This window comes from Pseudomonas citronellolis (genome assembly GCF_900112375.1).
Lineage (GTDB): Bacteria > Pseudomonadota > Gammaproteobacteria > Pseudomonadales > Pseudomonadaceae > Pseudomonas > Pseudomonas citronellolis.
The window spans coordinates 99,969-113,850 of record NZ_FOLS01000021.1 but is presented as its reverse complement, the minus strand read 5'-3'; the positions used below and the strand labels follow the sequence as shown (position 1 = coordinate 113,850).

Annotated in this window: 17 protein-coding genes; 5 read left to right on the top strand and 12 right to left on the bottom strand. The window is 67.4% G+C overall.

What is annotated here, in order from left to right:
* Positions 1-53 precede the first annotated feature (53 nt).
* From BM060_RS20075 to BM060_RS20060, 4 genes are all read right to left on the bottom strand, one after another.
* The gene (locus BM060_RS20075) at positions 54-1,424 is read right to left on the bottom strand and encodes a spinster family MFS transporter (protein WP_074982309.1); all 1,371 of its coding nucleotides are present in this window, start codon (positions 1,422-1,424) and stop codon (positions 54-56) included.
* Positions 1,425-1,868: 444 nt separating this feature from the next.
* Entirely contained in the window at positions 1,869-2,486 is a 618-nt protein-coding gene (locus BM060_RS20070; protein WP_074982308.1) for an SOS response-associated peptidase, read from the bottom strand.
* An 18-nt stretch (positions 2,487-2,504) separates the two neighbouring features.
* Positions 2,505-2,771 carry a putative signal transducing protein gene (locus BM060_RS20065; protein WP_058070304.1) on the bottom strand — a complete coding sequence of 89 codons (267 nt, stop codon included), beginning with the start codon at positions 2,769-2,771 and terminating at the stop codon, positions 2,505-2,507.
* Positions 2,771-2,953 (bottom strand): CPXCG motif-containing cysteine-rich protein, encoded by a 183-nt coding sequence (locus BM060_RS20060; RefSeq protein ID WP_074982306.1) that lies wholly within the window; start codon positions 2,951-2,953, stop codon positions 2,771-2,773. Before BM060_RS20060 ends, BM060_RS20065 begins: the two co-directional genes overlap by 1 nt.
* Before the next feature lie 136 nt (positions 2,954-3,089).
* Here BM060_RS20060 and BM060_RS20055 point away from each other — a divergent pair, with 136 nt between their 5' ends.
* A complete protein-coding gene (locus BM060_RS20055) occupies positions 3,090-4,247 on the top strand; it encodes a 1-acyl-sn-glycerol-3-phosphate acyltransferase (RefSeq protein WP_074982304.1) in 1,158 nt (385 codons plus the stop codon).
* A gap of 60 nt (positions 4,248-4,307) precedes the next feature.
* Here BM060_RS20055 and BM060_RS20050 read toward each other — a convergent pair whose 3' ends face one another.
* Positions 4,308-4,595, bottom strand: a complete 288-nt coding sequence (locus BM060_RS20050) for a hypothetical protein (RefSeq protein WP_074982303.1) — start codon at positions 4,593-4,595, stop codon at positions 4,308-4,310.
* A 271-nt stretch (positions 4,596-4,866) separates the two neighbouring features.
* On the opposite strand from BM060_RS20050, the gene BM060_RS20045 reads away from it, so the two are divergent.
* Positions 4,867-5,076, top strand: coding sequence for a hypothetical protein (locus tag BM060_RS20045; RefSeq protein ID WP_074982300.1), 210 nt, complete (start codon positions 4,867-4,869; stop codon positions 5,074-5,076).
* Between the two features lie 64 nt (positions 5,077-5,140).
* Here the strand turns inward: BM060_RS20045 and BM060_RS20040 are convergent, their stop codons facing one another.
* Positions 5,141-5,728 (bottom strand): YajG family lipoprotein, encoded by a 588-nt coding sequence (locus tag BM060_RS20040; RefSeq protein ID WP_074982297.1) that lies wholly within the window; start codon positions 5,726-5,728, stop codon positions 5,141-5,143.
* A gap of 512 nt (positions 5,729-6,240) precedes the next feature.
* Between BM060_RS20040 and mqo the strand changes: the two genes are divergently transcribed.
* Positions 6,241-7,725, top strand: a complete 1,485-nt coding sequence (mqo, locus tag BM060_RS20035; RefSeq protein WP_074982295.1) for a malate dehydrogenase (quinone) — start codon at positions 6,241-6,243, stop codon at positions 7,723-7,725.
* A 61-nt stretch (positions 7,726-7,786) separates the two neighbouring features.
* Here the strand turns inward: mqo and BM060_RS20030 are convergent, their stop codons facing one another.
* The 3 genes from BM060_RS20030 to BM060_RS20020 all read right to left on the bottom strand — a co-directional run bounded on the left by BM060_RS20030 (position 7,787) and on the right by BM060_RS20020 (position 9,216).
* Positions 7,787-8,188: a VOC family protein gene (locus tag BM060_RS20030; protein ID WP_074982293.1), complete on the bottom strand. Its 402-nt coding sequence runs from the start codon at positions 8,186-8,188 to the stop codon at positions 7,787-7,789.
* Positions 8,189-8,361: 173 nt separating this feature from the next.
* Positions 8,362-8,649 (bottom strand): PA4642 family protein, encoded by a 288-nt coding sequence (locus tag BM060_RS20025; protein ID WP_074982291.1) that lies wholly within the window; start codon positions 8,647-8,649, stop codon positions 8,362-8,364.
* An 81-nt stretch (positions 8,650-8,730) separates the two neighbouring features.
* Positions 8,731-9,216 carry a hypothetical protein gene (locus BM060_RS20020; RefSeq protein ID WP_074982288.1) on the bottom strand — a complete coding sequence of 162 codons (486 nt, stop codon included), beginning with the start codon at positions 9,214-9,216 and terminating at the stop codon, positions 8,731-8,733.
* Between the two features lie 143 nt (positions 9,217-9,359).
* Here BM060_RS20020 and BM060_RS20015 point away from each other — a divergent pair, with 143 nt between their 5' ends.
* The gene (locus BM060_RS20015) at positions 9,360-10,262 is read left to right on the top strand and encodes a LysR family transcriptional regulator (RefSeq protein WP_074982285.1); all 903 of its coding nucleotides are present in this window, start codon (positions 9,360-9,362) and stop codon (positions 10,260-10,262) included.
* Between the two features lie 108 nt (positions 10,263-10,370).
* On the opposite strand, the gene BM060_RS20010 is transcribed toward BM060_RS20015, so the two are convergent.
* From BM060_RS20010 to BM060_RS20000, 3 genes are all read right to left on the bottom strand, one after another.
* On the bottom strand, positions 10,371-11,795 hold the full coding sequence (locus tag BM060_RS20010) for an aldehyde dehydrogenase family protein (RefSeq protein ID WP_074982283.1): 1,425 nt from the start codon (positions 11,793-11,795) through the stop codon (positions 10,371-10,373).
* 193 nt (positions 11,796-11,988) lie between these two features.
* Positions 11,989-12,465 (bottom strand): WbuC family cupin fold metalloprotein, encoded by a 477-nt coding sequence (locus BM060_RS20005; RefSeq protein ID WP_074982281.1) that lies wholly within the window; start codon positions 12,463-12,465, stop codon positions 11,989-11,991.
* 3 nt (positions 12,466-12,468) lie between these two features.
* The gene (locus tag BM060_RS20000; RefSeq protein ID WP_009615834.1) at positions 12,469-13,026 is read right to left on the bottom strand and encodes a hypoxanthine-guanine phosphoribosyltransferase; all 558 of its coding nucleotides are present in this window, start codon (positions 13,024-13,026) and stop codon (positions 12,469-12,471) included.
* 216 nt (positions 13,027-13,242) lie between these two features.
* Between BM060_RS20000 and upp the strand changes: the two genes are divergently transcribed.
* Complete coding sequence (upp, locus tag BM060_RS19995) at positions 13,243-13,881, top strand: uracil phosphoribosyltransferase (protein WP_009615833.1); 639 nt, start codon at positions 13,243-13,245, stop codon at positions 13,879-13,881.
* Position 13,882: the final 1 nt, after the last annotated feature.

Genomic DNA, 13,882 nt, shown 5'->3' with positions numbered 1-13,882 from the left:
CTCCGTCCGCAATGGCCCGGCCCCAGCCACGGTGCTGGCCGGGGCATAACAGCCTACGCCGGCTGCCGCTGCATCCCGCCCCTGTCCTGACCGGACTCGCGCTGCAGGCTCCAGTTCTGCAGGTGCTCGCGGCTCTGGCGGTAGGGCTTCAGGCCCATGCCCAGCAGCACCACGCCGCCCAGCAGCGCCAGGCTGGTGACGATCAGCAGCGAGTAGCGCAGCGCCATGTCGTCGTGGAACACGAAGTCGGTGACCAGCGCCACCGCGGTGGGGCCCACGCCCAGGCCGAACAGGGTGACCACGAACAGGTAGATGGCCGAGGCCTGGCCGCGCATGGAGTTGGGCATGATCTCCTGGATCGCCGCCGGCGCCACGCCGAAGGGCATGCTCAGGCAGAACACCGTGGGCGCCATCAGCAGGGCCACCAGGTTGGCGTCGTCCAGCAGCGGGAAGGTCACCGACAGCGGCAGCGCCAGGCAGGCCGCCAACAGGCCCACGCGCATGTTGGCGTCGGTCCTGCCGCGCTTGGCCCAGCGGTCGGCCAGGCGCCCGCCGAAGACGATGCCCAGGCAGCCGAACACCGCCACTATGCTGCCGTACACCACGCCGACGTGGCCGGCGTCCCAGCCGTAGGTGCGGACGAAGAAGGTCGGCACCCAGGCGCCGCTGCCGTAGCTGGCGAAGGAGATGCAGGCGAAGCCGAAGTTGTGGCAGATCACCGTCCTGCGGTTGGCCCGCAGGTAAGCGCCGACCTCGCGCATCGGCACCTCGACGCCGGCGCCCACGCCGTGGCGCTGCGGCTCCTTCACCGCCAGCATCAGCAGGGTGAAGAGCACCCCGGCGGCGCCGAGGAGCAGGAAGATCAGCTGCCAGGGGCGCACTTCGCCGAACAGCGGCAGGTGCACGTCGCCCTGGGCCGAAGCGAACTTGATCACCAGCCCGCCGAGCAGGAAGGCCAGCCCGGAGCCCAGGTAGATGCCCATGGAATAGACGCTGATGGCGGTGGCCCGGCGCTGCGCCGGGAAGCTGTCGGCGATCAGCGAATAAGCCGCCGGCGACAACGCTGCCTCACCCACGCCGACGCCGACGCGGAACAGCAGGAACTGCCAGTACTGCCGGGCCAGGCCGCAGGCCGCGGTCATGGCGCTCCAGATCAGCACGCCGACGGTGATCAGCCCGCGCCGGCTGCGGCTGTCGGCCATGCGCCCGAGGGGGATGCCACAAAGGGTGTAGAAGAGCGCGAAGGACAGCCCCATGAGCAGGCTCATCTGGGTGTCGCTGATGGCCAGGTCACGGCGGATCGGCCCGACCAGCAGGTTGAGAATCTGCCGGTCGATGAACGACAGGACGTAGGCGACCATGAGGATCGCCACCGTGGACCAGGCCACGGCACTGGAGGGGTAGCCGTTGTTGTTATTGTGCATGCCGAACTCCTGTTCGCCGCCAACGCGGCCAGAGCGAAGGGGTGGAGTGCAGCTTAGGCAAGCGAGGGGGAAGCTGGCGCGCACTATCAGGCTGCTGAATGCGAGTGGGGGCCTCTGGATGATAAGGCGGAGGCTTTTCGTAGGAGCGAGCTTGCTCGCGAAGGGGGGTTGCGTGGGTGCCTACCCTGAAGAGCGCCCTCTCCCTAACCCTCTCCCTGAAGGGAGAGGGGACCGTTCGGCAGGGTTGGGTATTCTGGGGTTAGCCGGCAACTCCGGTGGTTTCCAGCTGAAACCATGCCTGTTCTCGGCACGGTCTAGCCCCCTCTCCCTTCAGGGAGAGGGCTGGGGAGAGGGAGCGGAGTCAATCTGTCGCACCTCGACAACCGGGAGGCGCCATTCGCGAGCAAGCTCGCTCCTACGAAAAGCCCCCTCAGCACTCCCGCCCTAAGCCGGCGTCAAACACTCCGGCCCATCGCAAGCCGGATCATTGACGATGCTCGCCAACGCCTGCTCCCGCAGCCGCACCTGCGGCCGTGCCAGCAGGCTCAGCAGCTTGGGCAGCGGCGTCTCGTCCCCCAGCCAGAGCGCCCTGTCCTCCTCGCTCTCCAGCAGCAACGGGCGGCGCAGCGGACCGGCCGCCTGGGTCACCAGGGCCAGGCTCAGCCAGGTGTGGCCGCCCACCGGGTAAGCCTCCCAGACCGCGGCGAAATAACTCAGGCCACTGGCGCCGGCCACCCAGTAGGGCCGCTTGCGCACGCCGCGCCATTCGTAGAAACCGTTGGCCGGCACCAGGCAGCGGCGGCGGGCGAAGGCCTCGCGGAACATCGGCTGCTCGGCCAGGGTCTCGGCACGGGCATGGGCCGGGGTGCGCGACAGGTCGGTGAGCCAGGCCGGAGTCAGACCCCAGCGCGCCAGGTCGGCGCGGCGCACGCCGGCCTCCTCGCGCAGCATCAGCAGCTGCGCGCCGGGGGCGAGGTTCCAGTGCGGCGGGTGGTCCTTGGGAAAGCCCGGCAGCTCGGCGAGCTCGCGGGTCCAGCGGAACAGGGCAAAGCGGGCGGTCATCGGCGCTCCAGCGCGGCCTCAACAGAGCAGCACGCCGCTGGCCGGGCCGAACTCGTCGGCCGGGCCGGGCAACGGCTGCGCGGCATTGTACGCCTGGATCAGCTCCCGCGCCTGTTGCGCCGCCTCGTCGTCGACCCACAGGTGCAGCAGCCCGTGCAGCGGCAGCTCGCCGATGCCACCGAGCAGGTGGCGGCCGCCGAGGTGGCAATCGATGCCCTCACTGGCCAGCATGCCGGCCAGCAACTCGGCCTCGGCCAGGTCGGCCGGTTCGTAGACTCGCTGCATCAGTCGTCCTCCCGGTGAACCTCCAGCGTCCACTGGGCGCCGTCGGTGTACAGCTGGAACAGGATGGGCCGGCAACACACCGGACAATCTTCATAGTAGCTCTGGTCGCCGCCGGAGAGGTCTAGCACGGCCTCGGCCGGTTCCCCGCAATAGGGGCAGCGGTAAGCCTGGGTCTCGAGCATCTGAAGGTCCCCTGTGACTTCCGTTATACTCCCGCGGTCTTTTTATCCAGCCAGGCCCGCGGGCATGGTCGGTTTTCCGGGGGAGAGGCCCGCGCCAGACGCGTGCCGTGCCAGTTACACCCATGAACAAGAGAGCATGATGGGCGAGTTCGAAGCCATCCGACCGTACAACGACGCCGAAGTCCCGGCCGTTCTCCAGCGCCTGCTGAGCGACGACGCCTTCCTGGGTATTCTGGCGCGTTATCGTTATCCGCGCCTGTCGCGCCCCTTCGGCTGGCTGCTGCGCCCGCTGATCGCCCACCGCCTGGCCCGCGAGGTCACCGGCATCCGCAGCGTGGTGGAACTGCAGGACAAGTGCGAGCCCTACGTCGACCGCACCATCGAGCACGCCACCGACGGCGTCACCTACGCCGGGCTGGACAACCTCAAGAGCGGCCGCGCCTACCTGTTCATCGCCAACCACCGCGACATCGTGATGGACCCGGCGTTCTGCAACTACGCCATCTACCACGCCAAGCTGCCGACGCCGCGCATCGCCATCGGCGACAACCTGCTGCAGCGGCCCTTCGTCAGCGACCTGATGCGCCTGAACAAGAGCTTCATCGTGCACCGCTCGATCAGCGGCCGGCGCGAGAAGCTGGCGGCCTACAACACCCTCTCGGCCTACATCAACCACTCGATCCGCCACGACGGCGAGTCGGTGTGGATCGCCCAGGCCGAGGGCCGCGCCAAGGACGGTGACGACCGCACCGACTCGGCGATCCTCAAGATGTTCCACATGAGCCGCAAGGACGAGCCCTTCGCCGAGGTGGTCCGCGAGTTGCACCTGATCCCGGTGTCGATCAGCTACGAGTACGACCCCTGCGACGCCGCCAAGGCCCGCGAGTTGTACACCCGCGCCAGCACCGGCGAATACCGCAAGGCGCCGGGCGAGGACGACGCCAGCATCGCCCTGGGCATCACCGGCTACAAGGGACGCGTGCAGATCAACTTCGGCGCCGAGATGGACGGCGACTACGCCGACGCCAAGCAGTTGGCCGCCGCCCTGGACCGGCAGATCCTCGGCAACTACCGGCTGTTCCCGGTGCACTACCTGGCCTACGAGATGTCCGAGCTGCGCGACCCGGCCCTGGCCGTGCCCAGCGCCGAGAGCCTGTTCGGCGCCGAGGAACTGCGCCGGGCCCGCGAGCAGTGGCAGCAACGGCTGCAGGCCTGCCCGCCGGAACACCGCCCCTACCTGGTCCTGCAGTACGCCAACCCGGTGCTGAACCAGTACCGGCTCAAGCAGACCTGAACCACCGCATGAACGAAAAGGGCGCCCATGGGCGCCCTTTTGCATCGTGACGGTGCGTTTTCAGCCCGGCAGGTGCGTGCTGTACTGGCTGAGGCCCACGGCCAGGGCCAGGCAGGCGAAGCCGAAGAGGTAGAAGAAGCGGTTGATCTTCGCCGTCGAGGGCTCGGCTTCGGCCAGCGGCGCGGCCACGCCATCGCCACCGGCGACCAGGCGTTGCAGGGCCTGGCGCTCGCGCCGGCGGGTGGCCAGCAGCAGCCAGGCGCCGGCCAGGGCGAAGAACAGCGCCAGGTCGTTGAGGACCCGGGCGGGATGGGCCTGGAACAGATTCCAGAGCGCCTGCAGCGACATCACGACCTCCACACTTCAGGACTGCACGCCCGGAAGCAAGAAAGCGCCAAGGCCGAGTTCTGTACGAAGCGACGAACCGCAGTGGGTGCGTCACAGGACTGAAAGAAAGACGCCCGATTGTATCTGTCAGGAGGACAGCGCAGCCAGTTCGGTCGTCTTATTCACGACGAACGTCAGCCTTATCGAGAAGGGTTCTAAGCCTTTTCCGACACCTGGCACATGACTGGCTAGTCACCTTTCGCCATCCGGTATCCCGCCTAGGAGATTCGCCATGCTCGAAATCGTACCCCACGAAAGCGCCTACCTGATCGAACACCTGGATGAAATCGAAGCCGTGGTCACCGACCTCTCCTTCAACGTCCAGGACGACCACTGGCTGGTGTACTGCCAGGCCTGCGGCCACGAACACCTGGACCTGCCGGAAGCCGACGAGCGCCGGCCGGCCTACGAGACCGACCCGTTCCGCCAGGCCGCCGCCTGAATTCCCGCGACCCTGAATGAAAAAGCCCGGCGAGTGCCGGGCTTTTTCATTCGCGCCAGGACGATCAGCGCTGGTTCAGCGTCTGCCCGATGGTCGGGTCCTTGAACACGCGGTCCAGGGCGTCGCTGAGCACGTCGCTGACCAGCTTGGTGTTGGTCTGCTGGTTCGGCGCCATGCCGAAGCGCTGGTTCAGGCTGGAGCCGTAGCGGCCGCTGTAGCGGCGCCCGCCGGCCTGCACCTCGACGCGGAAGGTCGCGCCTATGGTGGCTTCGGTGACGTAGACGCCGTCCTTGGGCGACTGGTACTTCAGCTCGGCCAGGGTGAGGGTCAGGGTCGGGGCGTTGTAGGCGTTCGGCGAGGGGGTGAAGCCGAGCAGGCGTACCGCCGCCTCGGTCTGCGCCTGCAGCTTGGGAATCACGTCCTGGCTACGCACGGTAACCGCGCTGGTCTCCGAGTAGAGGCCGCCGCGGGTGCCCAGTTCGGTACTCTGGCGGCCATCGACCACTTTCACCACCACCGGCTGGCCCTGGCCGACGGCGACCGGCTGGCCCGTGAACAGCGGGTCCGGGTTCAGTTGTTGCGGGCTGAGGGCACAGCCGGACAAGGCCAGGGTGCCGGCGGCGATCAGACTGAGCAACAGACGCTGCAACATGTTCGTGTCTCCATGGGTTGGGCTCGGAACGGCGGGCAGTATACCGGCCGTCGGAGCGCCCTGATAGCGCTCTGCAGCTTGGACGCTGGCACTTTGTTACAGGTTCCTTGGCGGCGACATGCGCGAGGGAGAGACGCACCATATTGGTGCAAAAATAGGAAATCCGGTGACCGGAACTCGGAAAAAAGTCTAAGTCCGAGGGCTTTTTTTGCTTTTCGTCGTTATAATCGCGCCCCGATTATAAGGACGCCTCCTGATCGGGTCCCACAGCACGACAGCCTTGCGCCCGTCGGCCTGTCACACCCTCCTAGAGAGTCGCCAATTGCGCCGTGGCCACCGGCCCGCGCTTTGTACCGATCGTTGCGACGACACTTTCAGGCAAGGATTGCCGCGAGTCCCCTCCGTACCGAGTCCGGACCCGCCCGCAGCGACGACCCCCTTTGAGCTTCACGTCTCCATAAGAGCGTGATTTGAAGGTTTTTCACTACTTCACGAGAGTGTGGCGAGCGAGAATGGCGAACGAACACGAAGCTTTGGATGTGCTGCTGGTTGGCGCCGGCATCATGAGCGCAACCCTGGCGACCCTGTTGAAGGAAGTCGAACCCGACACCCAACTGGAGATCGTCGAACTGCAGGAGTCCGGAGCCATCGAGAGCTCCAACCCCTGGAACAACGCCGGCACCGGCCACGCCGGCCTCTGCGAGCTGAACTACACGCCGCAGGCCGCCGACGGCTCCATCGACATCAAGAAAGCGGTGCAGATCAACGCCCAGTTCGAGGTGTCCAAGCAGTTCTGGGCGCACCTGGTGGACAAGGAAGGCTTCGGCAATCCGCGCAACTTCATCAACCCGGTGCCGCACCTGAGCTTCGTCCGGGGCAAGGACGTGTCCTTCCTGAAGAAGCGCTTCGAGACGCTGAGCCAGCACCACGCCTTCGAGTCCATGGTCTACACCGAGGACCGCGAGCAGTTGGGCCAGTGGGCGCCGCTGACCATGCCCGGCCGTCCGGCCGACGAGCAGGTCGCCGCCACCCGCGTCGAGCACGGCACCGACGTCAACTTCGGCGCCCTGACCAACCAACTGCTGGCCCGCCTGGGCAAGCAGGACGGCGCGAAGATCAGCTACTTCCAGAAGGTCGTGGGCCTGGAGCGCGACGGCCAGGACTGGATCGTCGACATCAAGAACACCCAGAACGGCCAGTCGCGCAAGATCCGCACGAAGTTCGTCTTCCTCGGTGCCGGCGGCGGCGCGCTGCCGCTGCTGCAGATGTCCGGCATCCCGGAAAGCAAGGGCTTCGGCGGCTTCCCGGTGAGCGGCCAGTGGCTGCGCTGCGACAACCCCGAAGTGGTCAAGCAGCACCAGGCCAAGGTCTATAGCCAGGCCGAGGTCGGCGCCCCGCCGATGTCCGTGCCGCACCTGGACACCCGCGTGGTCGACGGCAAGAAGTCCCTGCTGTTCGGGCCCTACGCCGGTTTCTCCACCAAGTTCCTGCGCCACGGCTCCTTCCTCGACCTGCCGCTGTCGGTGCGTGGCAGCAACCTGATGCCGATGCTGGCGGTCGCCCGCGACAACATGGACCTGACCCGCTACCTGGTGCGCGAAGTCATGCAGTCCATGGACCAGCGCCTGGAAAGCCTGCGCAAGTTCTACCCGCTGGCCAACCCGGCCGACTGGCGCCTGGAAACCGCCGGCCAGCGCGTGCAGATCATCAAGAAGGACGCCAAGAAAGGCGGCATCCTGCAGTTCGGCACCGAGCTGGTGGCCTCCGAGGACGGCACCATCGCCGCCCTGCTGGGCGCCTCCCCGGGCGCCTCGGTGACCGTGTCGATCATGCTCGGCCTGCTGGAGCGCTGCTTCCCGCAGCAGTACAAGTCCGAAGCCTGGGGCGCCAAGCTCAAGGAAATCTTCCCGGCCCGCGAGAAGCAGCTGGAGACCGATGCCTCGGCCTACCGCGAGATCAACGCCTACACCTGGCAGAAGCTGCAACTGGATCAGTGATCCAGCGCCAGCGCAAAAGGCCCGCCATCCAGCGGGCCTTTTCGTTTGTGCAGCCTTCGTTTCAGCGGCAGCTGATCATCCAGCCGACGCCGAAGCGGTCGTGGAGCATGCCGAAGCGCTGCGCCCAGAAGGTCTTCTCCAGCGGCATGTCCACCTGCCCCTCCTCGGCCAGCGCGGCGAAGGCCTTCTCGGCGGCGGCCACGCTGTGCAGGGCCAGGTGCAGCGAAAAGCCATTGAACGGCGCTTCGTGCTCGCCGCGGCCGTCGGACATCAGCACCTCGGTCTGGCCGATCTGCAGGCTGGCATGCATGACCTTCTCGCACCAGCCGTCGGGCACCTGCAGCGGCCCCGGCGCCTCCTCGTAGCGCATCAGCGCGTTGAGCTGCGCGCCGAGGGCCTGCTGGTAGAAGGCGATGGCTTCGTCGCACTGGCCATGGAAGAACAGATAGGGCTGTACATGCATGTCGGCGTCCTCACCTTGTCGTTGTTCTACCTGCAAGTCTAGGCGGGGGGCGGGGGTTCGCGAGCAAGCTCGCTCCTACGAAGAGCATTCCACCCTGTAGGAGCGAGCTTGCTCGCGAACCCTGCGGGCACGAAAAAGCCCGCACACGGCGGGCTTCTTCACGGCAAGGCCGATCAGCCGCGGGCGGCTTCGATCACCTCGATGTAGGGCTCGGCCTGGCGCTGGTCGCGGATCAGCGCGATGAAGTCCTGGCCCTTGGCATCCTTGGCGCCGAGGTCGTAGCCGGCCTCGACGAAGAACTTCACGAAGCGCTCGAAATCGTCGATGCGCAGGCCGCGGTAGGCCTTGATCAGCTTGTGCAACGACGGCGGGGTGTCGTCGGCCGGTTCGACCTCGAGGAACAGCTTGATCGACTCGTCGCCGATCTCTTCGCCAATCACCTGCTTCTTGTCTTTACGCATCGCTCGCTTCTCTCTACGGCACCAGTCGACGGCCCGGCCGTCATCAAAGGCGGGCAGTGTAACCCCGCGGCGGGCGCCGGCTCAACGCAGGCGCACGGCGCCGCTGTGCAGGTCGGCCCAGACATGGCCGTTGGGGTAGCTGAGGAACTGGCAGTACACCGGGCCATGGCGCAGCAGGTCGAGCAACTGGGTATAGGACGCTGCCGGGTAGGACAGGCTCAGGGTGCGGCTGGCGGCGTCGTAGCTGGGCTTCTTCAGGCTCTTGCCCTCGCTGTCGAAGCTGATCAGCACCTGGGTCACGGCGCCGCCCTTGTTCAGCGGCTTGCCCTTCAGGCGCAGCAGCGCCGGGGTGGTGATCGGGATCGGCTGCTGGTTGGACTGGCGCTGGTTGCCCAGCACCACGCTGTATTCGGTGACCTGCAGCAGTTGCTGCTGCTCCGGCGCCTCGCCGCGCAGGTTGTTGTCGTCCGGCGGCAGGAACTGGGCATGGGCCACCGGCGCAGCGGCGGCGAACAGCGGCCCGGAGAAGGCCAGGAAGGCAAGGCAGAACAGGTGGCGCAACGTCATCGTGAACCCCGCGGGAAAACTCGTCCAGCACTCTAGCATGGGGCCGGCAGCACTCGTACAGGTACGTGGTGAGGGCTTTCAAGCATTGATAAAATTCGATGCGTTCGCTCACTCACATGCCACCAGATGGATGCAGAGGCCCCATGCTGCACAACGTTTCCGACCTCGACCTGCGCCTGCTGCGCATCTTCGCCACGGTGGTGCGCTGCGGTGGCTTTTCCGCCGCCCAGGGCGAACTGGGCATGGGCCAATCAACCATCAGCACCCATATCGCCAGCCTGGAGACGCGCCTGGGCTACCGCCTGTGCGAACGCGGCAAGAGTGGCTTCCGCCTGACCGACAAGGGCGCCCTGGTGCTGCAGCACGCCCAGGGGCTGTTCGCCGCGCTGGGCGACTTCCGCGACCAGGTGCAGTCCCTGGCCGGGCGCCTGGTGGGCGAGCTGCGCCTGGGCCTGGCGGACAACATCGCCACCCTGCCCGAGGCCCGCATCCACGAAGCCCTGGCGCGCTTCGGCCGGCGCGATCAGGAAGTGCGCCTGCAGCTGTCGATCGGCTCCTCCAGCGAACTGGAACGCCAGGTGCTGGGCGGCGAACTGCACCTGGCCATCGCCTGCTTCAGCCGGCAATTGCCGAACCTGCGCTATCGCCCGTTGTACAGCGAACGGGTGGCGGTGTTCTGCGGCCGGGGCCATCCGCTGTTCGGACACGAGGCGCCCGGCCAGGCCGAGCTGGAAGCCTGCGCCTGGGTGCAGTACGGCTACGCCCAGGCCGACGTCCAGCTGCCGGCCGACCCACGGCGCAGCACGGCGCAGGCCAGCAACATGGAAGCGGTGGTGCACGCCGTGCGCGCCGGCACCCACCTGGGCTACCTGCCGACGCACTACGCACAGCGCTGGGTGGACCTGGACGAGATGCGCCCACTGCTCGCCGAACGGCTCGGCTACGGCATCGAGCACAGCCTGCTGCTGCGCGACGATGCCGGGCACAACCAAGCCCTGCAGGCGCTGATGGAGGACCTTTGCGCCGTGCATGGCGTAACGTCGTAGGATGGTGTTGAGCGAAGCGATACCCATCACCCTGGCCCGATGGGTATCGCAAGCTCAACCCATCCTACGAAGAGCACCTCGGCGCAGCCTGCAAGACCGTGCTTCCTGTCAGCGCGGCGCGGTGATGTGCTTGACGCCGAGGAACGCCGACAGCCCCCACGGCCCCAGCTCGCGGCCGATGCCGCTGGCCTTGCCGCCGCCCCAGGAGGTCTGCGGGAACACCACCTGCGGCGAGTTCAGCCAGACGTGGCCGGCCTCCAGGCGCTCGGCGACGCGCTGGGCGCGCGCCAGGTCGGCGCTGACCACGGTGGCTGCCAGGGCGAAGTCGCAGTCGTTGGCCTGGCGCAGCGCATCGGCCTCATCGCTGAAGCGGCGCACGCAGAGCACCGGTCCGAAGATTTCCTCGCGCCACAGGCGGCTGTCTTCCGGCACGTCGACGTAGACGGTCGGGCGGATGCACCAGCCCTCCCCTGCCTCGCCGCCGGTGAGGCAGGCCAAGCCTTCGTCGCGGGCGATGGCGAAGTAGTCCAGCACCTTGCGGTACTGCGCTTGGCTGGTCATCGGCCCCATGTCGATCTCGCCGGCCAGCGGATCGCCGACGCGCAGCGCCTCGACGGCCGCCTTCAGGCGCGCCAGCAGGTCATCGGCGACGCCTTCCTCCACCAGCAGGCGCGAGGTGGCCGAGCACATCTGCCCGGCGTTCCAGTACACGCCGGCGATGATCCACTGCACGGCATCGTCCAGGTCGCTGTCGGCGAACACCAGGATCGGCGACTTGCCACCCAGTTCCAGGCCCACCGGCTGGGTGCGCGCGGCGGCGGCCTGCATGACCTTGCGGCCCACGGCGTTGCTGCCGGTGAAGGACAGCTTGTCGATGCCGGGGTGGCTGCTGATGGCGGCGCCGGCGTCGGCCAGGCCCGGCACCAGGTTCAGCACGCCGGCGGGCAGGCCGATGGCGTCGGCGACTTCACCGAGCACCAGTTCGATCAGCGGGGTGATCTCCGACGGCTTGAGCACCACGGTGCAGCCGGCGGCCAGGGCCGGCGCGACCTTCCAGGCGCTGGTCACCAGGGGGAAGTTCCACGGCACGATCAGCCCGGCCACGCCCACCGGCTCGAAGCGCGTCTGCGAGCGGAAGCCGGCGTCGGGCAGCGCCACCTCGGCGTTCTGCCGCGCATCCAGGCCTGCGGCCAGCTCGGCGTAGTAGGCGAAGGTGGCGATGGCGTCGCCGATGTCGATCTCCGCCTCCAGGCGCGGCTTGCCGCTGGCGCGCATCTGTAGTTCGACCAGGGTTTCACGACGGGCTTCCAACTGCTCGGCGAAACCGCGCAGATACTGCGCGCGCTCGGCGCCGGTGGTCTCGCGCCAACCAGCGAAGGCACGGCGAGCGGCGGCCACGGCCAGGTCGACCTCGGCAGCGCCGGCGGCGGCCACCGCCTCCAGCGGTTCGCGGGTGGCCGGGTTGATCGGCTGCAGGGTGGCGCCGCTGGCGGCGTCGCGCCATTGGCCGTCGATATAGAGCTGGGTGCGCATGGTGACCTCGGAGGTGGTTTCAGCGAGGCCGGCAGGATAGGCGGGGGATGGATCGGCAAAAATGCATATCGATGCATGCATACATCGACGTATATAGATGTGTAGGAGCGAGCTTGCTCGCGAACGGATTCCGCGGCGAGGGTTCGTTCGCGAGCAAGCTCGCTCCTACGAAAAGCCCCGCATCACGCGGGGTTCAGGCGGGGAACTGCGCCCGCATCCAGGCCAGGTATTCAGCCGCGCCGGGCTCACCCTCGCGCGGGGCCCAGGCGCCGCGTTCGTCGTCGGCCAGGGCCTGGTAGGGGCCGGCCTTGCATTCGAACATCAGGCTGTCCGGCGCCAGCGCCACCAGGGCGTGGAAGGTGCCCGGCGGCAGGTCCACGCCAGGGCAATCGCCTTCGGGCGACAGCTCGCGGGTGGCGAGCAGTTCGCCGGCCTCGGAGAAGATCAGCAGGCCCAGGCGCCCCTTGAGCACGATGATGCTCTCGGCCTTATCGGGACTGCGGTGGCAGTGCGGCTGCACGTAGGTATCCGGCTGCAGCGCATTGAGCAGGCGATGGCAGGGCTCTTCCATCGCGTGCAGGTTGTGGTGCTGGCGGCGGCGTGGGCTGGCGGCCGCCTGCCCGGCCAGCCCGGCGAACAGGGCCTGGTCGAGGAAACGCGGCCCGGCCATGGCTCAGAGGCCCTTGACGGCGAAGATGCCCGGGGCGTTGCGCCAGTAGCCCTTGTAGTCCATGCCGTAGCCGAAGATGTAGCGGTCCACGCAGGACAGGCCGACGTAGTTGGCCTTCAGGTCCGGGCGCGCCTTGCGGTCGTGGTCCTTGTCGATCAGCACCGCGGTGTGCACTTCGCGGGCGCCGGCGTGACGGCAGAAGTCGATGATCGCCGAGAGGGTGTGCCCTTCGTCGAGAATGTCGTCGACGATCAGCACGTCGCGGTCGATGAAGGAGATTTCCGGCTTGGCCTTCCAGAACAGCTCGCCGCCGGTGGTCTCGTTGCGGTAGCGGGTGGCGTGCAGGTAGGACAGCTCCAGGGGGAAGTCCAGCTTCGGCAGCAGCTTGCCGGAGAAGATCAGCCCGCCGTTCATCACGCAGAACACCACCGGGTTGCGCTCGGCCAGGTCCGCGTTGATCGCCTGGGCGACGCGGCCGATGGCGGCGTCCACTTCGGCGTCGTTGTACAGGCAATCGGCTTCGGCCATGACTTGGCGGATGTGCGCGAGATCGACGGACATTGGCGGGCTCTCCCGGAAAAAGTGCGCAAAGGTACCCATCCCTCTGCCCTGGAGCAAGTACCGGCGGACGAAAGTCGCCGACAATCCCGCGCCAGGCCAGGCGGGTTCCGGCAGTGGGCGGCCGGCGGCTATTTGTCGCGCACCGACTGCCAACTGCCCCTAAGATGCTTTACGCTACCGCAATTTTTTGCCAGCCCCCTCCCGGAGACCCCGTCCATGCCCGTGCACGAGATTCGCCATCCCCTGATCCGCCACAAGATCGGACTGATGCGCCGCCACGATATCAGCACCAAGAATTTCCGCGAGCTGGCCCAGGAAGTGGGCGCCCTGCTGACCTACGAAGCGACCGCCGACCTGCCGCTGGAGAACTACGAGATCCCCGGCTGGGCCGGCTCGGTGCAGGTGGAGAAGATCGCCGGCAAGAAGATCACCGTGGTGCCCATCCTGCGCGCCGGCATCGGCATGCTCGACGGCGTGCTCAGCCTGATCCCCGGGGCCAAGGTCAGCGCCGTGGGCGTGGCACGCAACGAAGAGACGCTGCAGGCGCACACCTACCTGGAGAAGCTGGCGCCGGACATCGCCGAGCGCCGCTCGCTGATCATCGACCCGATGCTGGCCACCGGCGGCTCCATGGTCGCCACCATCGACCTGCTGAAGAAGGCCGGCTGCAGGGAAATCCGCGCCATGGTGCTGGTGGCCGCGCCCGAGGGCATCAAGGCGGTGGCCGAGGCGCACCCGGACGTCATCATCTATACCGCCTCGATCGATCAGGGGCTGAACGAGAACGGCTACATCATCCCCGGCCTGGGCGATGCCGGCGACAAGATCTTCGGCACCAAGCAGAAGGAAAACTGAT